The sequence below is a fragment of the Amycolatopsis sp. NPDC104819 genome (assembly GCF_055583145.1).
In genome coordinates this window covers 65,037-85,213 of sequence record NZ_JBVJON010000018.1, presented here as the reverse complement: position 1 = coordinate 85,213, position 20,177 = coordinate 65,037, and the positions used below count along the sequence as shown (strand labels likewise).

Annotated in this window: 23 protein-coding genes; 15 read left to right on the top strand and 8 right to left on the bottom strand. The window is 70.2% G+C overall.

Features of this window, described 5'->3' with window-relative positions; genetic code table 11:
• Positions 1-22: 22 nt before the first annotated feature.
• Together ACZ63E_RS40670 and ACZ63E_RS40665 are read right to left on the bottom strand one after the other, a co-directional pair.
• Positions 23-778, bottom strand: a complete 756-nt coding sequence (locus ACZ63E_RS40670) for a decaprenylphospho-beta-D-erythro-pentofuranosid-2-ulose 2-reductase (RefSeq protein WP_465341648.1) — start codon at positions 776-778, stop codon at positions 23-25.
• Positions 775-2,145 (bottom strand): FAD-binding protein, encoded by a 1,371-nt coding sequence (locus ACZ63E_RS40665; RefSeq protein WP_465341646.1) that lies wholly within the window; start codon positions 2,143-2,145, stop codon positions 775-777. Before ACZ63E_RS40665 ends, ACZ63E_RS40670 begins: the two co-directional genes overlap by 4 nt.
• A 125-nt stretch (positions 2,146-2,270) precedes the next feature.
• Here ACZ63E_RS40665 and ACZ63E_RS40660 point away from each other — a divergent pair, with 125 nt between their 5' ends.
• Positions 2,271-2,741, top strand: a complete 471-nt coding sequence (locus ACZ63E_RS40660) for a GtrA family protein (RefSeq protein ID WP_465314027.1) — start codon at positions 2,271-2,273, stop codon at positions 2,739-2,741.
• Positions 2,742-2,749: 8 nt separating this feature from the next.
• The gene (locus ACZ63E_RS40655) at positions 2,750-4,669 is read left to right on the top strand and encodes a glycosyltransferase (protein ID WP_465341645.1); all 1,920 of its coding nucleotides are present in this window, start codon (positions 2,750-2,752) and stop codon (positions 4,667-4,669) included.
• An 87-nt stretch (positions 4,670-4,756) separates the two neighbouring features.
• On the opposite strand, the gene ACZ63E_RS40650 is transcribed toward ACZ63E_RS40655, so the two are convergent.
• Positions 4,757-5,002 (bottom strand): hypothetical protein, encoded by a 246-nt coding sequence (locus tag ACZ63E_RS40650; protein ID WP_465341643.1) that lies wholly within the window; start codon positions 5,000-5,002, stop codon positions 4,757-4,759.
• Between the two features lie 130 nt (positions 5,003-5,132).
• Here ACZ63E_RS40650 and ACZ63E_RS40645 point away from each other — a divergent pair, with 130 nt between their 5' ends.
• The 9 genes from ACZ63E_RS40645 (at position 5,133) to ACZ63E_RS40605 (ending at position 12,630) form a co-directional block, all read left to right on the top strand.
• Complete coding sequence (locus ACZ63E_RS40645; RefSeq protein WP_465341641.1) at positions 5,133-5,894, top strand: ESX secretion-associated protein EspG; 762 nt, start codon at positions 5,133-5,135, stop codon at positions 5,892-5,894.
• A gap of 124 nt (positions 5,895-6,018) precedes the next feature.
• Positions 6,019-6,435 (top strand): hypothetical protein, encoded by a 417-nt coding sequence (locus tag ACZ63E_RS40640; protein WP_465341640.1) that lies wholly within the window; start codon positions 6,019-6,021, stop codon positions 6,433-6,435.
• Between the two features lie 3 nt (positions 6,436-6,438).
• Complete coding sequence (locus ACZ63E_RS40635) at positions 6,439-7,011, top strand: DUF3558 family protein (RefSeq protein ID WP_465341638.1); 573 nt, start codon at positions 6,439-6,441, stop codon at positions 7,009-7,011.
• A gap of 10 nt (positions 7,012-7,021) precedes the next feature.
• Positions 7,022-8,506 carry a hypothetical protein gene (locus ACZ63E_RS40630; RefSeq protein ID WP_465341636.1) on the top strand — a complete coding sequence of 495 codons (1,485 nt, stop codon included), beginning with the start codon at positions 7,022-7,024 and terminating at the stop codon, positions 8,504-8,506.
• A gap of 103 nt (positions 8,507-8,609) precedes the next feature.
• Entirely contained in the window at positions 8,610-9,110 is a 501-nt protein-coding gene (locus ACZ63E_RS40625; protein ID WP_465341635.1) for a YbaB/EbfC family nucleoid-associated protein, read from the top strand.
• Between the two features lie 13 nt (positions 9,111-9,123).
• Complete coding sequence (locus ACZ63E_RS40620) at positions 9,124-9,942, top strand: WXG100 family type VII secretion target (protein ID WP_465341633.1); 819 nt, start codon at positions 9,124-9,126, stop codon at positions 9,940-9,942.
• A 1-nt stretch (position 9,943) separates the two neighbouring features.
• Complete coding sequence (locus ACZ63E_RS40615) at positions 9,944-11,269, top strand: hypothetical protein (RefSeq protein WP_465341631.1); 1,326 nt, start codon at positions 9,944-9,946, stop codon at positions 11,267-11,269.
• Positions 11,235-11,672, top strand: coding sequence for a hypothetical protein (locus ACZ63E_RS40610; protein ID WP_465341630.1), 438 nt, complete (start codon positions 11,235-11,237; stop codon positions 11,670-11,672). The genes ACZ63E_RS40615 and ACZ63E_RS40610 overlap by 35 nt, the downstream gene beginning before the upstream one ends.
• On the top strand, positions 11,662-12,630 hold the full coding sequence (locus ACZ63E_RS40605) for a hypothetical protein (RefSeq protein ID WP_465341629.1): 969 nt from the start codon (positions 11,662-11,664) through the stop codon (positions 12,628-12,630). Before ACZ63E_RS40610 ends, ACZ63E_RS40605 begins: the two co-directional genes overlap by 11 nt.
• Here the strand turns inward: ACZ63E_RS40605 and glfT1 are convergent.
• Genes glfT1 through wzm form a run of 3 tightly spaced genes read right to left on the bottom strand, consistent with a single transcriptional unit; the run spans position 12,624 to position 15,298 of the window.
• The gene (gene glfT1 / locus ACZ63E_RS40600; RefSeq protein ID WP_465341628.1) at positions 12,624-13,532 is read right to left on the bottom strand and encodes a galactofuranosyltransferase GlfT1; all 909 of its coding nucleotides are present in this window, start codon (positions 13,530-13,532) and stop codon (positions 12,624-12,626) included. The two genes, ACZ63E_RS40605 and glfT1, sit on opposite strands and share 7 nt — an antisense overlap.
• Complete coding sequence (gene wzt / locus ACZ63E_RS40595; RefSeq protein WP_465341627.1) at positions 13,532-14,347, bottom strand: galactan export ABC transporter ATP-binding subunit Wzt/RfbE; 816 nt, start codon at positions 14,345-14,347, stop codon at positions 13,532-13,534. The genes glfT1 and wzt overlap by 1 nt, the downstream gene beginning before the upstream one ends.
• Before the next feature lie 3 nt (positions 14,348-14,350).
• Positions 14,351-15,298, bottom strand: a complete 948-nt coding sequence (wzm, locus tag ACZ63E_RS40590) for a galactan export ABC transporter permease subunit Wzm/RfbD (protein ID WP_465341626.1) — start codon at positions 15,296-15,298, stop codon at positions 14,351-14,353.
• A 145-nt stretch (positions 15,299-15,443) separates the two neighbouring features.
• Between wzm and ACZ63E_RS40585 the strand changes: the two genes are divergently transcribed.
• From ACZ63E_RS40585 to pseI, 4 genes are read left to right on the top strand one after another with little or no spacing between them, the layout of a single operon-like run.
• Entirely contained in the window at positions 15,444-16,070 is a 627-nt protein-coding gene (locus ACZ63E_RS40585) for a hypothetical protein (RefSeq protein ID WP_465341740.1), read from the top strand.
• Between the two features lie 32 nt (positions 16,071-16,102).
• Complete coding sequence (locus tag ACZ63E_RS40580; protein ID WP_465341625.1) at positions 16,103-16,537, top strand: hypothetical protein; 435 nt, start codon at positions 16,103-16,105, stop codon at positions 16,535-16,537.
• Between the two features lies 1 nt (position 16,538).
• Positions 16,539-16,991: a GNAT family N-acetyltransferase gene (locus ACZ63E_RS40575; RefSeq protein ID WP_465341624.1), complete on the top strand. Its 453-nt coding sequence runs from the start codon at positions 16,539-16,541 to the stop codon at positions 16,989-16,991.
• Positions 16,992-17,019: 28 nt separating this feature from the next.
• Positions 17,020-18,069 (top strand): pseudaminic acid synthase, encoded by a 1,050-nt coding sequence (gene pseI / locus ACZ63E_RS40570; protein WP_465341623.1) that lies wholly within the window; start codon positions 17,020-17,022, stop codon positions 18,067-18,069.
• Here the strand turns inward: pseI and pseC are convergent.
• Together pseC and pseB are read right to left on the bottom strand one after the other, a co-directional pair.
• Positions 18,066-19,196 (bottom strand): UDP-4-amino-4,6-dideoxy-N-acetyl-beta-L-altrosamine transaminase, encoded by a 1,131-nt coding sequence (gene pseC / locus ACZ63E_RS40565; protein ID WP_465341622.1) that lies wholly within the window; start codon positions 19,194-19,196, stop codon positions 18,066-18,068. The two genes, pseI and pseC, sit on opposite strands and share 4 nt — an antisense overlap.
• Positions 19,189-20,172 (bottom strand): UDP-N-acetylglucosamine 4,6-dehydratase (inverting), encoded by a 984-nt coding sequence (gene pseB, locus ACZ63E_RS40560; RefSeq protein WP_465314046.1) that lies wholly within the window; start codon positions 20,170-20,172, stop codon positions 19,189-19,191. The genes pseC and pseB overlap by 8 nt, the downstream gene beginning before the upstream one ends.
• Between the last annotated feature and the right edge of the window lie 5 nt (positions 20,173-20,177).

The window sequence follows — 20,177 nt, the reverse complement described above, 5'->3', positions numbered from 1 at the left end:
GGTCAACCCTCGGGTGGAGAACTCAGATCGGGAGCTTGCGGAAGATCGGCCGCGGGACGTGCCGCAGCGCCGACATCACCAGGCGGAACGGCGCGGGCGCCCAGATCAGGTCCTTGCCCGCGCGGGCCGCCGCGACGGCCTGTGCCGCGACCTGGTCGGCGTTCTGGGTGAGCGGGGCGTCCTTCATGCCGTCGGTCATCTTCGTGCGCACCTGGCCCGAGCGGACGACCGTCACCTGGACGCCGTGCGGCGCGAGGGCCTCGCCGAGGCCCAGGTAGAAGCCGTCGAAGCCGGCCTTGGACGAGCCGTAGACGAAGTTGGAGCGCCGGACGCGCTCACCCGCCACCGACGACAGCGCGATGACCGTGCCGTGGCCCTGGACCTTGAGCTTCTCCGACAGCGCCACGCCGACCGACACCGCGGCGGTGTAGTTCACCGTCGCCGCCTCGACGGCCTTCGTGTGGTCCTGCCACAGCTCCTCGGCGTCACCGAGCAGGCCGAACGCGACCACCGCGACGTCGATGTCGCCGCTCTCGAACGCCTTGTCCAGCACGGCGGGGTGCGACGCCAGGTCCTTCGCGTCGAAGTCCACAGTGGACACCTCGGCGCCCTTGTCCTTCAGGCGCTGCGCGGCCGCGTCGAGCCGCGGCGACGGGCGCGCCGCGAGCACGACCCGCAGCGGCTTCTCGGCCAGGTACTGCTCGGCGATCGCCAGCGCGATGTCGGACGTGCCGCCGAGCAGCAGCAGGGACTGGGGGTTGCCAACAGCGTCGATCACAGCTCGAGCCTCCGGCTCATGTCAGAGGCGAAAACGCCTTCGGGGTCAACGGCGGCGCGGACCTTGCGCCACTCTTCGAGGCGCGGGTACATCTTCGCGAACGTCTCGGGCGAGGTGCGCGAGTCCTTCGCGGTGTACAACCGCCCGCCGAGCTCGAGGACGTCGTCGTCGAGCTCCTGGCAGAACCGGCTCAGGCCGTCCTTGATCGGGAAGTCGACGCAGACCATCCAGCCGGGGTGCGGGAACGACAGCGGCGCCGCGTTGCCCTCACCCATCCGCTTGAACACGTTGAGGAAGGAGACGTGCCCCGACTCGGCGATCTTCTTGACGATCCTGCGCAGCGGCTCGTGCGCGTTCAACGGCGTCGAGAACTGGTACTGCAGGAAGCCCTTGGAGCCGTAGGCGCGGTTCCACTCGCCGAACATGTCGAGCGGGTGGTAGAAGGCCGTGAGGTTCTGGACGACACCGCGGGCTTCCTTCGGCGTCTTCCGGTAGTACAGCTCGCCGATGCCGCCGAAGGTCAGCTTGTTGGCCAGGCCGTTCGGGAAGACGTCCGGCAGCGTCGCCAGCTGCGGGGCGTCGAACTTGAGCGGGTTCGCGCGCAGCTTGGGCGGCAGCTCGTCCAGCTTGGCGAGCGAGCCGCGGCCGAAGGCGGCGCGGCCGAGCTTCGAGCCCGTGGAGATCGTGTCGAACCACGCCGACGAGTACGTGTAGTTGTCGTCGGAGCCGTTGCTGACCAGCTCGAGCGTCTCGTCGAGGTTGTTCGTGCGCTCGTTGTCCGCGAGGAAGTACGCGGTCTCGGTCTTGGTCATCCGGATCGTCGCGCGGACGATGACCCCGGTCAGGCCGATGCCCGCCACGGTCGCCCAGAACAGCTCGGCGTCCGGGCCCTCCGGCGTCAGCGTGCGGACCTTGCCGTCCGCGGTGACCAGGTCCATCGACACGACGTGGTTGCCGAAGCTGCCCGCGCTGTGGTGGTTCTTGCCGTGGATGTCGTTGGCGATCGCGCCGCCGACGGTCACCTGGCGCGTGCCCGGCAGCACCGGGACCCACAGGCCGTACGGCAGCGCCTCGCGCATCAGCTGGTCGAGGCTCACGCCGGCGTCGACATCGACGAGTGCGGAGTCCGGGTCGATCGAGTGGATCCGGTTGAGCGCGGTCATGTCGAGGACGAGGCCACCCGCGTTCTGCGCCGGGTCGCCGTAGGACCGGCCGAGGCCGCGGGCGATGACACCGCGCTCGCCGGCCTGGGTCACGGCACGGGCGATGACCTCGACGTCTTCGGTGCGCAGCACGTCCGCGGTGGTCGGCGCCGTCCGCGCCCAGCCCGTGAGCGTGCGACGCTGGGTCTCGAGTCCTGGGGTCACCCGACCAGGGTAGCCACGCCGAACGACGCCCGGAACGTGACCCTGAAGTGCTCGCTTCTACACTTTGCGCATCAAGGCACAAGCGCCCGCGCGGGTGACCATGACTCAGGCAACGAGGTAATGCAGTGGTGGCGACCGATCCGCAAGCCGACATCGCAGCTGGCCAGCAGCCCTCCATCGGACTGCTCGGGCAGCTCATTCGCTTCGCCCTGATCGGCGGCTTCTGCGCCCTGGTCGACCTGGGCACGTACACGCTGCTGACCCAGGTGGCCGGGATGGCCACTTCACCGTGGGTCGACGTCGCCCGCGCTATCAGTTTCATCGTGGGCACCACCACGGCGTTCTTCCTGAACCGGAAGTTCACCTTCTCCGGCGGGCGCCGGGACGGGAAGGCGCAGATCGGCTCGTTCGTCCTGCTCTACACCGTGACGTTCTTCGTCGCGGTCGGGGTGAACCAGCTCATGCTGCAGGTGCTGCCGGAGTCCGCGTGGCAGCACACGCTGTGCTGGGCCGTGTCGCAGGCGACTGCCACGGTGATCAATTTCGTGATGCTCAAGTGGGTCGTCTTCCGCGAGCCGTCGACTGAGGAGAACTGAGGAACTTCATGCCCGGTAAAACAGCCACCCCGGCGCCGACCACCGAAGCCGGCGCGGCCGCCGAGACGCGGTTCACCGAGCACACTCCGCAGGGTCGCCTGACGGCGCAGCGCGGCCTTTACGCCGGTCCGGCGCCGATCGTCAGCAAGGACCTCTACGCCGAGCTCGAATGGGGCTCGGCCGTGCGGGAACGTGCGGTGATCAGCCTCGAGCCCGCCTCCAAGGTGTCGGGCAACACGTACTTCGGCCGGTTCCCGGCCAGCTACTGGCAGCGCTGGACGACCGTCACCGAGGTCTCGGTCGAGGCCGTCGTGACCGGCACCGGCCTGCTGTCGATGGGCGCGTCCGACGTCGAGGGCGAGCCCCGCGTGGTGGCCGCCGAGCAGGTCACCGACGCCAAGCAGGTCAAGGTGGCGCTGACCGGCAACCTCGACAAGTTCTACGACGGTGGCGCGCTCTGGCTCGACCTCGAGACCGAGGGCGGCCAGAACCTGCGCGTCGAGCAGGTCCGCTGGACGGTCGAGGCGCCGGAGACCATCCGCCCGACCGCCGTGACGATCTGCACGATGAACCGCGCCGACGACTGCCTGAAGAACCTGCAGGCCCTCGCCGCGGACGTCTCGTCGCTGGAGACCCTGGACGCGATCTACGTCGCCGACCAGGGCACCGACCTCGTCGAGTCCCGCGACGGCTTCGAGCAGGTCGCCAAGGACCTCGCCGACAAGCTGCACTACATCAAGCAGCCCAACCTCGGCGGCGCCGGCGGCTTCACCCGCGGCCTGTACGAGGTGGCTGGCCACACCGCCACCGAGCACGCGAACGTCCTGTTCATGGACGACGACGTCCTGCTCGAACCGGACCTGGTGATCCGGATGACGGCGTTCTCCAACCGCGCCGCCAACCCGATCATCGTCGGCGGGCAGATGCTCAACCTGTTCCACCCGAACCAGCTGCACGTCGGCGCCGAGTACGCGCGGCTCAACACGCTCGAGCCCGGCCAGCCGGTCGAGCACTCGCTCACCACCGCCGACCTGCTCGGCGTGGACGAGGAGACGCTGAAGCCGAACCGCCAGGAGCGCCGTCTCGACGCCGGCTACAACGGCTGGTGGTCCTGCCTGATCCCCTACGAGGTCGTGCAGGCGACCGGCTACCCGATGCCGTTCTTCTTCCAGTGGGACGACGCGGAGTACTCCTACCGCGCCCGCGCGCACGGCTTCCCGACCGTCACCCTGCCGGGTGCGGGCGTGTGGCACGCGGACTTCCACATGAAGGACTGGGACGAGTGGCACCGGTACTTCAACCTGCGCAACTCGATCATCACCGCCGCGCTGCACTCGCCGTTCAACCTGAACCTGCTTTCGCGGGTGCTGCTGGCCCAGCTGGTCCGCTACCTGCTCGGCATGCAGTACGGCCTGTCGGCCACGCTGATCAAGGCCGTCGAGGACTTCCTCGAGGGCCCGGAGGTCCTGCGTGACGGCGGTGTCGAGGCGATGAAGGAGATCCGCCGCATCCGTGACGAGTACCCGGAGACCAAGCGCCACAAGGCGACCGAGGTCCCGGGCATCGCGTCCAACGACATCGGCATCATCAACAGCGCGCCGCGGCCCAGCATGCAGCGCCTGGTGCTGATCAAGCGCGTCCTCGACCGGGTCCTCGGCCGCAGCCGCTTCGGGCTCGGCGCGGTGCCGATCGACGAGGCGAACTGGTGGCACATCGCCCTGTTCGACAAGGCCGTCGTCACCGACGCGAACCAGGAAGGCGTCCGCGTCCGCGCCTACGACAAGGTCAAGATGTTCGACCTGGCCAAGCGCGGCGCGAAGGTCGTCCAGCGGCTGCGCAAGGAAGGCGCGGCGGTGCAGGAGCAGTACAAGCGCGCCATGCCGGAGCTGACCTCGCGCGAGAACTGGAAGCGCCTGTACAAGCTCTGAGCCAGGTGCCCGAAACGGTTTGGCCACGCCGGCTGCGGGAATGGACCTCCCGCAGCCGGTGGGCGGCCTGCCGGCCCGCGCCGTGCGTCAGGCGTGCAGCCCGAAGACCCGGCTCTTCCGGTTCAGGTCGTCGATGTACGCGGCCGCCACGTGGGCGAAGTTGATCGCGACCACCGAGTCGTCCTTGGTGGTCACCGTTTCGACCGCGCCGGTCTTCACGAACTGGGCGAGCTTGCCCGCCACGGTTCCGGACTCTTCGGTCGTCAGCGCGAACAGCAGCGGTTCGCCGCCGGCGGCGAGGTGCAGCACGAGTGCGGGTTTCGAGTCAGCCATGCCTCCATCGCAGCAGCGGCGATCTTGCCGCGGCAAGCGAGTTCGCTGTGGGCGCAGCATCCGGCTGCGGCGCGGGCGGGCCGTGGACTACCGTTTTGGCCAGGCCAAGCACCCGCGGGGGGAAGACAAGATGCCGCACTCGTTCTCGCTGTCGCTGGCGGCGGTGGACATCCTGCTCGAACAGCTCGGGCTGGGCCGCGCGCCGACGCCGTTCGAGGTTCCGCACGTCGGCACGACGGTCGAGCAGCGGGCGATGATCCGCGACGCCGTCGTCCGCGACCTGACCGGCCGGGGCCTGTGGAGCCGTGGCCGCCTCGACCCGGACGCCGAGCTGGCGCTCGCCACCTTCGTCCGGGGCAGCGTGGTGATCAACGCGGCCGCCGAGCTGGGCGACCGTCACCTGTTCGCCCGCGTCGCGACCGACGGCCAGTTCGGGGTGCTCGCCCGCCAGGACGAGAACCTGATCGTCTTCGAGGAGGTCCGCCCGACCGGCATCGTGCCGGCGATCGTCGACCTGCTCCCGCTGACCCCCGCCGCGCCCGGCCAGTCGGTGACCATCTCGCGCCCGGCGGCCCAGCCGCGCCAGCGCCGCGACGACGTGTACGACCCCTTCGCCGGCGTCAGCGGCCCGCGCTCGCAGAGCAGCAGCGGCGGCCCGCAGCTCCGGATGATCGAGCGCGTCTTCCAGGAGCCGAAGAAGCGCGTCGGGCAGTTCACGGCCCAGACCCGCGGCGGCACGTTCCCGCCCCTGGCCTGGTTCGACACCCCGTCCGGCCGCTGGCTGATGTCCTCCCGTGCGGCCGCCGACGGCCAGCGCTGGATCACCTACGCCCCGGCCGACAACGCGCGGCTCGCCCAGCAGCTGTACGCGCAGCTCGAAGGTCAGTTCTGAGGGAACCGCACGTCCGGCGGCTGCGTCCCAGGTGAAGATCGGTGAACGGCCGTCGCGCAGGGTGCCCGGCTAGTAGACTCCCGGGTGCACACGCACGGGTGAAGTGATTCGGGGTGGAACGGCGATGTTGATAGCTGACGGCGGGGGCGGCGGGTCCTTCGCGGACGTCATGAACCTCGGTGCCATCCAGGGCGTTACGGCAGAGACCCAGAAGCTGGTCGACGCGGCGAAGGGCGGTGGTTTCAAGATCACCCCGGAGGGTGTGAAGCCGATCCGGGACGCGCTGACCGAGCTGGTCAACGGCCTCGCCGATGTGCAGGCGACGAGCTACTTGCTGGACCAGACCCCGCAGCTCGGCGACCACCCGTACGGGCACTCCGTTGCCAAGCATGACTCGACGGCCGCGGGCAAGGCGACCGAGGTGCTGGAGCAGCTCAGGCATGTCGCGAAGCAGGCGGACGAGGCGCTCGCCAGGGCCGCGGGCCTCTACAAGGAAACGGAGAGCCAGGCCTTCTCGGCTCTCCAGACCAAGCAGGCTTGAGGGATGACGAAACTTCTCGTTCGGGTTCTTTTTCCGCTCGTGGCCGGTGGCGCGCTGCTCGCCGGGTGCACCACGACGCAGGGGGGAACGGCGTCACCCGCCCAGTCCTCCTCGGCCAGTGAGCCGGGGGCGCCGGAAAGCTCGGCTTCCGGTGGCGGCGGGACCCAGTCGATCACCGATGCTTGCTCGCTGCTGGAAGCGAGCGACGTCAGCGGCTACGGCGAGTTCAAGGAGCCGGTGCAGGGCGCGACCGGCGACGTGCGAACCTGCCGGTACCAGAAGAAGATCACCTCGGCGAGTGAAAACGCCACGGTGATCGGCGTCAACGTCCGCGACACCGCGTCGGTCGCGCAGACCAACGACACCGGTGGTGGCGTGGTCGACAAGGACGTCAACGGCCGGAAGGCGAAGGAGGCGCCGGGTGGTGCTTCCGTGGCGGCCTGCACGCTCGCCCTGCCGGTGGGAGATTCGTCGCGGGTGGATGTGGCGGTGACCGGCGCCGAATCGGCGGACGAGGCCTGCCAGGTCGCCGAGGCGGTCGCGAAGGCCGTGGAACCGCGGCTGCCGAAGGGATAGGGGAACCCAGATGACGACGCAGAAGCAGCCGCCTCCGGTCAAGACGCCGGCGGAAGTCGCGGAGATGGCTCCGGCCGACCGGGACGCCTATCTCCAGGCGAAGGCCGAGGCGGGCGTCGACCGGAACGATCCGTTGTTCGGGTGGGTCCAGCAGTTCATCGCCCAGGCGCAGGCCAAGAACCAGTCCCAGGAGGTCGGCGACAAGAACGTCGCCGACGCCACCAAGGGCCGCGACGTCGAGTACGTGCAGGGCCTGAACCCGTCGGGCGCGGACTACAAGGGCAGCGACCACGCGCAGCTCAAGGGCTACCTGGACAGCAACCTGGACGTCAACCAGGTCTCCGAGCTTTCGACCGCGTACCACGACGTGCACAAGGTCTTCGACAACTTCGCCACGTCGATGAACACCGCCGTCAACGCTTCGAAGGGCACTTGGGAAGGCGCCGCGGCGACCAACGCCCAGCAGTACTTCACGACTCTCGGCAAGTGGTCCGACGCCAACTCGCAGAACGCGAAGCTGGCCTCGGAGACCATCTACGACCAGGGGCAGGCCGCGGCGACGGCGAAGAACGCCATGCCCGCGCCGATCCCGTTCAGCTGGACCGAAGAGTTCAAGAACATCGCGACATCGAACCCGTTCAGCATGCCGGACAACGTCGAAAAGGCCATTCAGAAGCAGAAGGACAGCCAGGCGGCGCACGACGAGGCCGCGGGGGTCATGTCGACCTACGACAAGAACCTCTACGAGGCCGCGTCGAAGCAGCCGGCCTTCGCGCCGCCGCCCAGCTTCAGCACCGGTGGCGGCAGCGATGACCCCGGCGGTGGGGACAAGAACGGCATCGACGACCACGTCGGCAGCATCAACCCGCCGGGCGGCAACCCGGTGAACACGCCGAGCGGGACGCCCAGCAACTTCACCACCGGCAACGTCCCCGGCCCGAACGTCACGCCGCACATCAGCGGCCCCGGCTCGACCACGGGCACCGGGATCGTGCCGGCCGGCACCACCACGCCGTCCGGCTTCACGCCGGGCTCGATCCCCGGTGGGTCGACGCCGAACCCGAACCAGTCGTTCGGGGGCATGCCGCCGATGAGCCCGATGCCGATGGGTGGCATGAACATGGGCGGCGACGAGGCCTACAACTCCAAGGTCGGCGGCGGCGGGGGCGGCGGTGGCCGCGGCAGCGGCTTCGGGCCCGGCGGCTCGGGTGCCGGCGGCAGCGCGACGGGTGCGGGCGCCGCGTCGGGCGCGGCCCGGCCGGGCGGCATCGGCGCGGCCGAAGCGGCCGCGGGCCGCGGGATGGGCGGTCTCGGCGCCGGGGGCGCGGCCAGTGGCCGGGGCAGCGGCATGGGTGGTGGCGGCCTGGGCCGTGGCCAGAAGGGCGAGGGTGACGAGGACACGGAGCACTCGCGGCCGACGTACCTGGTCGAGGGTGACCCCGACGAGGTCTTCGGCACCGACCTGCGCACGGCTCCGCCGGTCATCGGCGAATAACGGACAAAAGCGAAACGGCCCCGGGAAACCGGGGCCGTTTCGCGTTTGGGCTGGTCGCGGAACTAGTAGCCTTCGCTGCGCGTCGGAGATCGCGGAGGCGAGGATGACACCTGAGGAATGGCTGGCGGGCTTCGAAACGAAGATCGCCGACGTCCGGGAGAAGGCGGAGCAGTTCCGCGCCGGGCTCGAGGCCGCCGGGACGACCGTGGCTTCGCCCGACGGCACGATCCGGGTCGGCGTCGCCCCCAACGGCTCGCTCACCGAGCTGCGGCTGACCGACTCGGCGTTGGCCGGCAAGTCCGGCGCCCAGCTCGCCGAGGAGATCCTCAAGCTCGCGCGCAAGGCCCAGCGCGGGGCCGCGGTGAACGTCGCTGCCGCGTTCGAGCCGCTCGGGGGTGACTCCGAGGCGATGCACATGGTCACCGGGTTCGTGCCGCCGGAGGAGCCCGAGGAGCCGGCCGCGCCCGAGGTGTACCAGGAGCGCCGGCTGTGGCAGCACGAAGAGCCGGAAACCCCGCCGCCACCACCGGTCCGCCGTCCGACTCGACCGGCGCGCGACGACGAGGACGACTTCGGGGACAACACGTTCATGCGCCGGGACTGAGGGGACTCCGACTGTGACCACCGCGACTTCGGGCGCCGGCATCGCCGACACCTACGCCGGGCTCGTCGACTCGATCAAGGCCGACTCCGAATCCGAGGGGGAACGGGTCCTCGAGGTGTCGATCAGCGCGGCCGGCGCGGTCGTCGACACCGTCGGCGCCGCGATCGACCCGCTCGGCGCCGTCCTCAACGCCGGCGTCGGCTGGCTGCTCGAGCACATCAGCTTCCTGCGCGAGCCGCTCGACGTGCTGCTCGGCAACCCGGACGAGATCAACACGAACGTCGACCAGCTGAAGTCCGCCGCGGCCGAGATGCACACGCTCGCCCAGGAGCACCGGGACGACCTGCGCAGCGTCGCCGAGTGGACCGGTCAGGCCGCCGACGCCTACCGCGACAGCCTCTCGAAGATGGCCGAGGAGCTGGAGTCGCTCGGCAAGACGCTCGACGGGACCGCGGCCGTCGCCGGCATCTCGGGCATGCTCGTCTGCACGCTGCGCGGCATCGTCTTCGGCCTGATCTCGTCGGTGATCGCCGAGCTGATCCGTGACGCGCTGATCGCGGCGGCCTCGGCCGTGTGCACCTTCGGCGGCTCGATCGCGGCGTTCTGCGGGGTCGCGTCGGCCCGCGCGGCGGCGACGGCGTCGAAGATCGCGGGCAAGATCAGCAAGCTCCTCGAGGGCTTCGCGCGGCAGGGCGGCCGGTTGGCCAAGCTGATGGAAGCGATGGAGAAGCTGACCAAGGGCCTCGACCGGTTCTCGACGGTCGGCGGCCTCGCGATGGGCGCGTACCAGGCCGCGAAGCCGTACGACACGCAGCAGCCGGCGGAGGCCTGACATGGTGACGCACCACACGGACGTCACGCCGACGCACCACACGAGCACGCCCCACCACACGGACACCACTCCGGCGCCGCACGAGGCCCCGCGCGAGCGGCCGCCCCGGGAGCCCGAGCCCGCGGCCCCCGGTGGCGGGTACGGGGTGCGGACCGAGGCGCTCGGCACCATGACGGGCAACCTCGAAAACACCCGGGCGAAGGTCGAAGGGGTCGGGCAGACCGTCGCGGCGGCGAAGTTCAGCGACGGGTCGCTGGGCCTCGTCGGGAGCGGCGCGGCCGGTGACCTCAACGGCACGGTGACGGCGGCCGAAGAGCACGTCACACGGGCCGCGAAGGCGGTGCAGGACGCGGGGGACCGCACGAAGGCCGTCAAGGAGCACTACGAGACGGGCGAAGCGAACGCCGCCGAGACGATCACGGCGGCGGGCAAGCCGGTCGACGCACCCCCGGCGAAGACAGCGGGCGGTGGCGACAACCCGCCACCCCCGGGCTCGAACCCACCCCCACCGCCGTCCGACGGCGGCGGTGGCGGGATGCACAACAACCAGGGCCACCACGCGACGGACGACGAGCTGCGCGGCCAGTACACCCGCGACTCGATGCAGACCCGCCCGACCTCGACGGACGACCAGATCCGCGACGCGGCCAGCCGGCTGGGCTACGACCCGGACCGCCACCTGGCGATGACCCTGCAACCGACGGCGAACCTGACTCCCGCGCAGCGGGCGGAGATCGTCGCGGTCCGGGACGAGCTGCACGCGAACCCGGGCGAGATCATGACGAAGGTCGTGAAGCCGGAGATGGGCGAAGCGACGCTGCAGAACAAGACCAGCTACGTGGAGCTCAGCACCGGCGACACCAAGACCTTCGACCCCGGCCAGGTCGGCGGATCGGTGGCGCGCGGCAGCGACACCGCCCAGTACGGAACTCCGGCCGAGTACCGGGGCAAGCTGGCGCTGGACGACAACGGCGCCGGGTGGACACCGATCGAAGCGGGCGCGCCGCACGCGTACCAGGTCAGGTACCCCGGCGACCCGAACAAGATGGAGATCAGCTACGGCGGTACGGATGTCGGGACCGCGCACGAGATGCAAGTGCTTTCCGGCCAGCCGGCGCCGCGTCCGTGGGATCCTCCGTTCCTCGGCACGGGCTACACCGGCGGCGGGGTGCCGGAGTGGATCCAGACGCGAGCGGACTACCGTGGCCGAGCCGAGATGTACCTCGTCCACTCGGACGGGACGGAGTCCTTGGCCGGGGTGTACCTCCCGGACCGGGGTTGGTTCGACGTACGTGGCCGAGGAGGCTCGAGTGCCGGGACACCGTAGGATTTCGCCCGCCGAGTACGCGGTGTTCCAAGGCGAGGTCTACCCCGCTGCCGAGCGGGTGCCGGCCGACATGCAGCTCTACCGGGACGGCACGCCCTGGCGGTTGGTGCCGATCGCCGATCTTGACGAGTGGTACACCGTCCGCACCTACGGCACCTTCCTCGAGCACGAGTTCGAGGTCTACCACGAAGAAGACGGCACGTACTTCATCGGAGTGATCGGGCGGGGCGACGGGCATTGGCTCGCCGAGACCTGGGCCAAGCCGGAGGAACACCCCGAGGTCGGCTTCCAGCGAATGGACCAGTTCACCTTTGAAGCCACGGTGCCGAAGGACATGGTCAGCGACCTCCGCGAGGTGCGCACTGACAGCTTGAACCGACCGAAGGAAACCGATGAGTCCTGACGCGCCGGCCGGTCTCCTCGGCAGCACCGTCGTCCAGCTCCCGGTCAAGCCCGGGCTCGCCGGGCTCTACCTCGGCAACGTCCTCGTCCCCGGCCGGTTCGAACCGCACCGGGTCCAGGGCTTCGCCGGGCGCGCCGAGGACGTCGCCGAGCTCGACACCGCCGCCATGATCCGGAACTACGGCCTCGCGAAGATCCCCGGCTGGGGCCCGCTCGACGAGCTGTACCTGCTCCGCTTCACCGCCGGCCACACCTTCCCGTTCCGCACCTCCTACGGCTCCACGGACCGCGAGATCGCCGCCGAGCTGGGGATGTCCCGCGTGTACCCGCCGCCGTTCCTCGGCACCGGGTACTTCCCCGGGGTGGACCACCCGCTGCCGGAGTTCGTGCTGCACCTGGTCGAACTCCCCGTCGGAGCCGAGCTCTGGGTGCGCCGCGCCGACAACACCGAAGAGCGCCTGGGGCAGTACCACAGCCGGAAGGTCGGCTGGATCCCCGACCGGAAGGACACCTTCGGCGAAGCCGCGTTCTTCCCGCCGCCCGTGGCCCTTCCGCCGCTCGTGCGCCGCGGTTACGCCGCCCGGTACCGCGGCGGCGACTTCGACGCCGAGTTCGCCGGCCCGGGACGGCTGGTCCTGCACCCGCTTCCGGGTGCCCCGGCTCCCGGCGACTTCGGGGAGACCTACGGGTTCCGGATGAAGGCCGTCGACCAGGTCGAGCTCGACGAGCTCACCTTCGTGCGGACGCTGTGCCGGTGGCGCGGTGGGACCTTCGAGCTCCTCGGCCGGTCACGGGACGCCGCCGACCTGCACCTGGTCGACGAGGACTACCTGCTCGCGCGTGACCTCGGACTGTCCGAAGTGGACTACCGGGTGTGGCGGCGGACCGTGCCGGCGGCCGAGCTCACCGACGTCCGGACCGAAGCCGTGCCGGTGCCGCTCGAGGGGCAGTTTCAGTAGCGGTAGAACTTCTCCGCGCGGCCCTGGCGCACCAGCTTCAGCCACTGCAGGAACGCCTTCGGGTCGCGCTTCACGCCCACGAAGTACAGTCCGAAGCGGACGATCTCCAGCGCGCCGATCTTGCGCATTCCCGGCTGGGACAACAGGTACCCGCGGTTGCGGTAGGTGTAGTAGCGCTTGACCTCGTTCTCCGGGTCCTGCGCGTGGAACTTGCCGCCCAGCATCGGCTTGAACTCGTCGGAGCCGTCCGGGTGCAGGTACTTCGTCTTCAGCGACGTGCCGAACGGCAGGCCCGAGCGGGCCAGCCGCCGGTGCAGCTCGACCTCGTCGCCGCGGAAGAACAGGCGCAGGTCCGGCACGCCGACGACGTCCAAAGTGGACGCGCGGAAGAGCGCGCCGTTCATCAGGGACGCGATGCCGGGCAGGAAGTCCACGCCCAGCTCGGACTGCGACCGCTTCCAGGTCAGGCCGCGGCGCAGCGGGAACGCCAGCTTGTCCGGGGCGTCGATGTTGGACACCACCGGTGAGATCTCCGCCAGGTTCCGCTTCTCCGCCTCGGCCAGCAGGATCTCGAGCACGTTCTCGTCGGCCGGGCGGCCGTCGTCGTCGGCCAGCCAGACCCAGTCCGCGCCCATCGACAGCGCGTGCAGCATGCCCAGCGCGAACCCGCCGGCGCCACCGAGGTTCCGGTGCGACGGCAGGTACGTGACCGGCAGCGGGTAGTTCTCGACGACCTCGCGGGCCGAGTCGTCCGGCCCGTTGTCCACCACGACGAGGTGGTCGACCGGCCGGGTCTGGGCCGCGATGACCTTCAGCGAGTCCGCGAGCAGCTCGCGCCGGTGCCGCGTGACGACCACGCCGACGACCGCGCCGTCGGGCAGCTGCCGGGTCTCGCTGGTCATCATTCCCCGCCGTTCGTCGTCGCCACCGGCTCGATGCCCAGGCGCTGCAGCGTTTCCGTGCTCATGTCCGCGAACGGGTCGCGGCCCTTGTACCCGGTGAGGACGTCCCGCAGCGAGCCGTGTTGCTTGAGGTGCCCCTCGTCCATCCAAATGGCCGAGTCGCACAGCTCGAACAGGAACTCGTCCGAGTGGCTCGCGAACACCAGGATGCCCGAGCGCTTCACCAGGTCCTTGAGCCGGTCGCGCGCCTTGTTGAGGAACGCCGCGTCGACCGCGCCGATGCCCTCGTCCAGGATCAGGATCTCCGGGTCGATCGAGGTGACGACGCCGAGCGCCAGCCGCACCCGCATGCCCGTGGAGTACGTCCGCAGCGGCATCTGCAGGTAGTCGCCGAGCTCGGTGAACTCGGCGATGTCGTCGACCCGTTTTTCCATCTCCTTGGCCGTCATCCCGAGGAAGAGGCCGCGGATGATGATGTTCTCTTCCCCGGAGATCTCCGGGTCCATGCCGATGCCGAGGTCGAAGACCGGCGCGATCTTGCCCGTGATCCGCGACGAGCCGCGGGTGGGCTCGTAGATCCCGGCGAGCAGCCGCAGCAGCGTGGACTTGCCGGCGCCGTTGTGGCCGACCAGGCCGACGCGGTCGCCCTCGCGGAGGTTGAGGGTCACGTCGTGCAGGGCCTCGATGATCGGCACCTTGGTGTCGGTGCCGATCTTGCCGCCGACCTTGCCGAGGACGCGCTTCTTCATCGACCGCGTCTTCGCGTCGAAGATCGGGAAGTCGACGAACGCGTTGTGGACGTCAATGGAGACCATGTGTCACACCCAATAGGAGACGCGGGCACGGTAATTGCGCATCGCGACGAGCGCGAGCGCCCAGCCGACGATGGTGAGGCAGCCGACCACGATCCAGCTCCCCGCGGAGAACTCCTGCCCCAGCAGCGGTGCGCGGGTCACCTGCATGAAGTGGTACAGCGGGTTCGCCTTGATGACCGGCAGGATCCAGTGGATCTCGGACCGCTGCCCGCCCGCCAGCAGCTGGTCGACCGGCCAGACGATCGGCGTGCCGTAGAACAGCAGCTGGATCAGCGAGTTGACGACCTGCGGGATGTCGCGGAAGCGGGTCGAGATGATCCCGAACAGCAGCGCCACCCAGCCGGCGTTCAGGGCCAGCAGCAGGAAGCCGGGGATGGCCAGCAGGACGGTCCAGCTGAGGCCCGGGTGGCAGATGCCGCCGGGTACGCACGTGCCGGTGCTCAGGGAGTACTGGCTGCTGAGAGCGCCGAAGAAGATCGCCACCACGGCCACGTAGACGATCATGTTGTGGGCCAGCAGCAGCGTCTGCCGCCAGACCGTCCGCAGGACGTAGACGCTCAGCGGCGCGGGGAGCTGCTTGATCATCCCCTCGTTGGCGATGAACGTCTCCATGCCCTCGGACAGGCAGCCGCTGATGAAGCCCCAGATGATGAACCCGGTGGAGATGTAGGGCAGGAACACCTCGACGGGCACCTTGAACAGCTGCGAGTACAGCAGCCCGAGCCCGAGCGCGATGACCGCCTGGCTGATGGTGATCCAGAACGGGCCGATCACCGACCGGCGGTACCGCTGCTTGATGTCCTGCCAGCCGAGGTGACCCCACAGCTCGCGGGCGCGGAAACCGGCCTTGATGTCGGCGAAGGCGCGCGAAAACGTCTTGCTGTCCGACGTCGGCGGCGCCGAGGTCGTCACGGGTGTGTCTGCGGCCTGAACCGTGCTGGTGGCATGCACGTGGACGAGGGTACCGATGGGATGCGCGGCGTCCGGCCCACCCCGCCCCTGTGGTAGAGCTCAGGGACCCGCTACGCGGCGGGGTCACTCGTCCGTGCTGGTACTTTCTCCGCTTATGACTGCTGCTCTCGGCGCGGCGAGCTTGATGGTCAACCTGCTCGCGGCCTATGCCGACCGGCCCGACCCGCTTTCGGTGGCCGTGGTCGGGAACCAGCCGCTCCCGCCCGACCCCCAGCGCGCGAAGGCGGTCGACGCCTGTGACCTGGTCATCCGGGTCAACGGGTTCGTCGTCGACAAGCCCGGCGAGGAGGTCGTCGGCAGCCGCACGCACGTGGTGGTGTTCAACCGGGCGATCCGCGCGACGCCGTACGTCTTCCAGGACTACCGCAAGCGGCTCTACCTGCTGGTCGAGCCGGGCCGGATGCACTGGGAGCCGGAGGACGTGCCGGGCTGGTGGCCCGCCGACCTGGGCGCGGTCCCGGTGTCGAACCGCGAGGTCGTGCTGCCGCTGTCGGACGCGCTGGGCCTGCCCACGCGCGACGAGCCGACGTGGTCGACCACCGGCACGCTGGCGGCGTGGATCGCGCGGACGTCGTTCCCGACCGCGCAGCTCGTGCTCACCGGGTTCTCGTTCATCGACAACCCGGACCAGACCTCGTGGGAGCACGCCGCCGGCGACTCCTGCATCGTCGGGCCGGAGCACCAGATCGCCGCCGAGGGGCGGCTGCTGGACTCCTGGACCAAGACCGGTGACACCACCCTCCTGCGCTGAACGCGCGTCCCCACCCAGGTAAGGAACTCTCCATGGCAGTGCAGAAGCTGGGCAGAGGCCTGCTCGAGCGGATCGTCCGGGTCGTCGACTTCCGCGTGGACGAGCGCACCCGCGGGCTCGCCGAGCGTGTCAACAACCTCGAGCACGCCACCGCCGACCACCGGCGCCGGCTCGACAGCGCCGAGCACAACCTCGAGCAGGCCCGGGGTGACCTGCGCTGGGCGCGCGCCGAGCTCGACCGGCTGATCCCGCACGTGGCCGCGCAGGAAGGCCGCCTGGAGACGCTGCGCGAGTCGATCTCGCTGGTGCCGAACGCCGACGCGCCGCAGATCGCCGAAGCGCGCAAGCTGATCGAGGAGATCCAGCGCCAGCACGCGCAGATCCGCGTCCGGCTCGCCGGCATCTCCCGCTACGAAGACCGGCTGCGCCGCCTCGAGGACCGCGTCGAAGAGCCGGTCGCCCAGTAGGTTGCGCGCCCGCGAAGCCACTGAGGCGGACGCCGAGCTGCTGCTGGCCTGGCGCAACGACCCGCGCACGCGGGAGTCGTCCCGCTCGACGGCCGTGGTCGCCCTGGCCGAGCACCTGGGCTGGCTGCGCGGGGTGCTGACGGACCCGGAGCGGCTGCTGCTGGTCGTCGAGCACGAGGACGCGCCGGTCGGCACCGTCCGGTTCGACCGCCGCGACGGCGACGGCTGGGAGGTCAGCATCACGCTCGCCCCGGAGAGCCGGGGGCGCGGCCTGTCCGGCGGCGTGCTCGCCGAAGGGGAGCGGGCGCTGCGGGAACGCGTCGGCGTGAAGGTCGTGCTGGCCGCCGTGCACCAGGACAACGCGGCGTCGGCGGCCCTGTTCGACCACGCCGGGTACACCGAAGCCGCGCCTGCCGTCGGCGGCTTCCGGCAGCTGCGCAAGACTCTGAGCTGACCTGATCGCTCCACCCCGGGGAGGCACCATGCACGACATCCGGTTCGGCGCGCACCAGATCGGCCCGGGCCACCCGCCGTTCGTGATCGCCGAGATGTCCGGCAACCACAACGGCGACCTGGACCGGGCGCTGGCCATCGTCGACGCCATCGCGGAGACCGGCGCGCACGCGGTCAAGCTGCAGACCTACCGGCCGGACACGATCACCATCGACGTCGACACCCCGGCGTTCCGGATCGGTGACTCGCACTCCCTCTGGGGTGGCGAGAACCTGTACAAACTGTACGAAAAGGCCCACACGCCGTGGGACTGGCACGCGCCGATCTTCGAGCGCGCCCGGGCTCGCGGCCTGGAGATCTTCTCCAGCCCGTTCGACCCGACGGCCGTCGAGCTGCTGGAGTCGCTGGACGCGCCGGCGTACAAGATCGCGTCGTCGGAGATCGTCGACCTGCCGCTGATCGAGCTGTGCGCGCGCACCGGCAAGCCGCTGGTCATCTCGACCGGCATGGCGAACGTCGCCGAGATCGACGCGGCCGTCCGCACCGCGCGCGAAGCGGGCAACGACCAGCTGATCGTGCTCGGCTGCACGGCGAGCTACCCGGCTTCGCCGTCCGAGAGCAACCTGCGCGGGTTGCCGCTGCTCGCGGGCCTGACGCAGACGCTGGTGGGCCTGTCGGACCACACGCCGGGCATCGGGGCGCCGGTCGCGGCCGTCGCGTTGGGCGCGGTGGCCATCGAGAAGCACGTCACGCTCGCTCGCGCGGACGGCGGGGTCGACTCGGAGTTCTCCCTGGAGCCGTCGGAGCTGGCCGCGCTGGTCACCGAGACGCACCGCGCGTGGGAGGCCCTCGGGCAGCCCGTGCTGGGCCCGCGGGAGAGCGAGAAGGAGGGGCTGCGGCTGCGCCGGTCCCTCTACGTCGTCGAGGACGTCCGCGCCGGGGACGAGGTCACCACGGCGAACGTCCGGTCGATCCGGCCCGCGGGCGGGCTGGCCCCGGCCGAGATCACGGCCGTGGTGGGGCGCACCTTCCGCGTCGACGCCGCGAAAGGCACGCCCCTGACCTGGGATCTCGTCTAGAAGAACGCGCGCACGGCGTCGACGACGCGGTCGACGTCGGCGTCCGTCAGCGACGGGAACAGCGGCAGCGAGAGCTCCTGCTCGTAGTACGCCTCGGCGTTCGGGCAGAGCCCGCGCCGGTACCCGAGGTCCTCGAACACCGGGTGCCAGTACGCCGGGATGTAGTTGACCTGGACGCCGATGCCGACCCCGCGCAGGTGCTCGAACAGCGCCTTGCGGCGGCCTTCGAGGACCCGCAGCGGGTACAGGTGCCACACCGGATCGGCGCCGGGGCGGCTCGGCGGCGTCGCGACACCGTCGACGTCCGCGAAGGCCGCCGTGTAGCGGGCGTGGATCTCGGCGCGGCGCTTCTTGAACTCCGCGAGCCGCGTGAGCTGGCTGCTGCCGAGCGCGCAGAGGACGTCCGGCAGGCGGTAGTTCAGGCCGAACTCGTGGACTTCCTGGTGCCAGCCGCCTTCGTCCGGGTAGCGCTGCTCGGCGCGGTCGCGGACCAGGCCGTGGTTGCGGAACTTCCGGGCGCGGTCCAGGAGGTTGTCGTCGGGCGTGACGACGGCGCCGCCTTCGGCCGTCGTGAGGTTCTTCGTCGGGAAGAACGAGAACGTCGTCAGGTCGGCGATCGACCCCACCACGCGGCCTTGCCAGGAGCCGCCGACGGAGTGCGCCGCGTCCTCGAGGAGCAGCGCGCCCGCGTTGTGGGCGATTTCGCCGAGCGCGTCCAGCTCGGCCGGGTGGCCGGCGTAGTCGACGGCGGCGACGACCTTCGTGCGGTCGGTCACCGCCGCTTTCGCCGCCTCGACGTCGAGGTTCCCCGTGTCCGCTTCGACGTCGGCGAAGACGACCTTCGCGCCGAACAGCGCGGCGGTCGCGGCTGTCGCCACGAACGTCATCGGGCTGGTGACGACCTCGTCGCCCGGCTTGATCCCGGCGGCCGCGTACGCGACGTGCAGGGCGGCCGTGCCCGAGGTGACGGCGACCGCGGGAGTCCCGCCGGTGTGCGCCGCCAGGTCCGTCTCGAACTGCTGGACCGCGGGGCCGGTGGTCAGCCAGTCGCCGCGCAGCACGTCGACGACGGCCTGGATGTCCTCGTCGCTGATGGACTGGCGGCCGTAGGGGAGGAAGTCAGCCATACTGCTCGACCAGTTCGCGCAGCTCCTCCGCGTCCAGCCAGAGGTCGTTCGTGTCCGAGCGGTAGGCGAAGCCCTCCGGCATCGGCGTGCCGCCGGCCGGCTCCTGGTAACCCCAGCCCGCCAGGTGCGGCTGCACGACGTAACGGTCCTTGAGCTGGACGGTCCGGCGCGCGTCGTCGGGGGCGATCATCTCTTCGTGCAGCTTCTCGCCCGGGCGGATGCCGACCTCGTGCATCTCGCTGCCCGGCGCGATCGCCTGGGCCAGGTCGACCAGCCGCATGCTCGGGATCCGCGGCACGTATAGCTCACCGCCGTGCATCTGGTCGAACGAGTCGACGACGAACTGCACGGCCTGCGGGAGCGTGATCCAGAAGCGGGTCATGTCCTTGTGCGTGATCGGCAGGGACTCGCCCTTTTCGGCCAGCTTGCGGAAGAACGGGATGACACTGCCGCGCGAGCCCATCACGTTGCCGTAGCGGACGACGGAGAAGCGCGTCACGTGCGCGGCGGCGTAGTGGTTGCCGCTGATGAACATCCGGTCGGCGCACAGCTTGGTGGCGCCGTAGAGGTTGATCGGGCTGGACGCCTTGTCCGTCGACAGCGCGACGACCTTCTTGACGCCGGTGTCGATCGCGGCCTCGATCACGTTCTGCGAGCCCACGACGTTGGTCTGGACGAACTCGAACGGGTTGTACTCACCGGTGTCGACCTGCTTGAGCGCGGCGGCGTGCACGACGTAGTCGACGCCGTGCATGGCGCGCTCGAGCCGGCGGCGGTCGCGGATGTCGCCGATGAACCAGCGCAGGCGCGGGTCGTCGTTGAACAACTGCCGGGCTTCGTACTGCTTCAGCTCGTCGCGGGAGAGCACGACCAGCCGGCTCGGGTTCAGTTCGGCGAGCGCGTGCGCGATGAACGCCTTGCCGAAGGAACCGGTCCCGCCGGTGAGCAGGATGCTGGAGCCATCCAGCTCGGACATCGGTG

Coding starts and splice junctions, on each gene's coding strand:
- ACZ63E_RS40630 (WP_465341636.1), top strand. CDS start 7,022: ATGACGACGCAGAAGCAGCCGCCTCCGGTCAAGACGCCGGCGGAAGTC.
- ACZ63E_RS40585 (WP_465341740.1), top strand. CDS start 15,444: ATGGTCAACCTGCTCGCGGCCTATGCCGACCGGCCCGACCCGCTTTCG.
- ACZ63E_RS40635 (WP_465341638.1), top strand. CDS start 6,439: ATGACGAAACTTCTCGTTCGGGTTCTTTTTCCGCTCGTGGCCGGTGGC.
- ACZ63E_RS40640 (WP_465341640.1), top strand. CDS start 6,019: ATGTTGATAGCTGACGGCGGGGGCGGCGGGTCCTTCGCGGACGTCATG.
- ACZ63E_RS40580 (WP_465341625.1), top strand. CDS start 16,103: ATGGCAGTGCAGAAGCTGGGCAGAGGCCTGCTCGAGCGGATCGTCCGG.
- ACZ63E_RS40655 (WP_465341645.1), top strand. CDS start 2,750: ATGCCCGGTAAAACAGCCACCCCGGCGCCGACCACCGAAGCCGGCGCG.
- glfT1 (WP_465341628.1), bottom strand. CDS start 13,532: ATGACCAGCGAGACCCGGCAGCTGCCCGACGGCGCGGTCGTCGGCGTG.
- ACZ63E_RS40645 (WP_465341641.1), top strand. CDS start 5,133: ATGCCGCACTCGTTCTCGCTGTCGCTGGCGGCGGTGGACATCCTGCTC.
- ACZ63E_RS40625 (WP_465341635.1), top strand. CDS start 8,610: ATGACACCTGAGGAATGGCTGGCGGGCTTCGAAACGAAGATCGCCGAC.
- ACZ63E_RS40615 (WP_465341631.1), top strand. CDS start 9,944: ATGGTGACGCACCACACGGACGTCACGCCGACGCACCACACGAGCACG.
- wzt (WP_465341627.1), bottom strand. CDS start 14,347: ATGGTCTCCATTGACGTCCACAACGCGTTCGTCGACTTCCCGATCTTC.
- ACZ63E_RS40650 (WP_465341643.1), bottom strand. CDS start 5,002: ATGGCTGACTCGAAACCCGCACTCGTGCTGCACCTCGCCGCCGGCGGC.
- pseB (WP_465314046.1), bottom strand. CDS start 20,172: ATGTCCGAGCTGGATGGCTCCAGCATCCTGCTCACCGGCGGGACCGGT.
- ACZ63E_RS40605 (WP_465341629.1), top strand. CDS start 11,662: ATGAGTCCTGACGCGCCGGCCGGTCTCCTCGGCAGCACCGTCGTCCAG.
- pseC (WP_465341622.1), bottom strand. CDS start 19,196: ATGGCTGACTTCCTCCCCTACGGCCGCCAGTCCATCAGCGACGAGGAC.
- pseI (WP_465341623.1), top strand. CDS start 17,020: ATGCACGACATCCGGTTCGGCGCGCACCAGATCGGCCCGGGCCACCCG.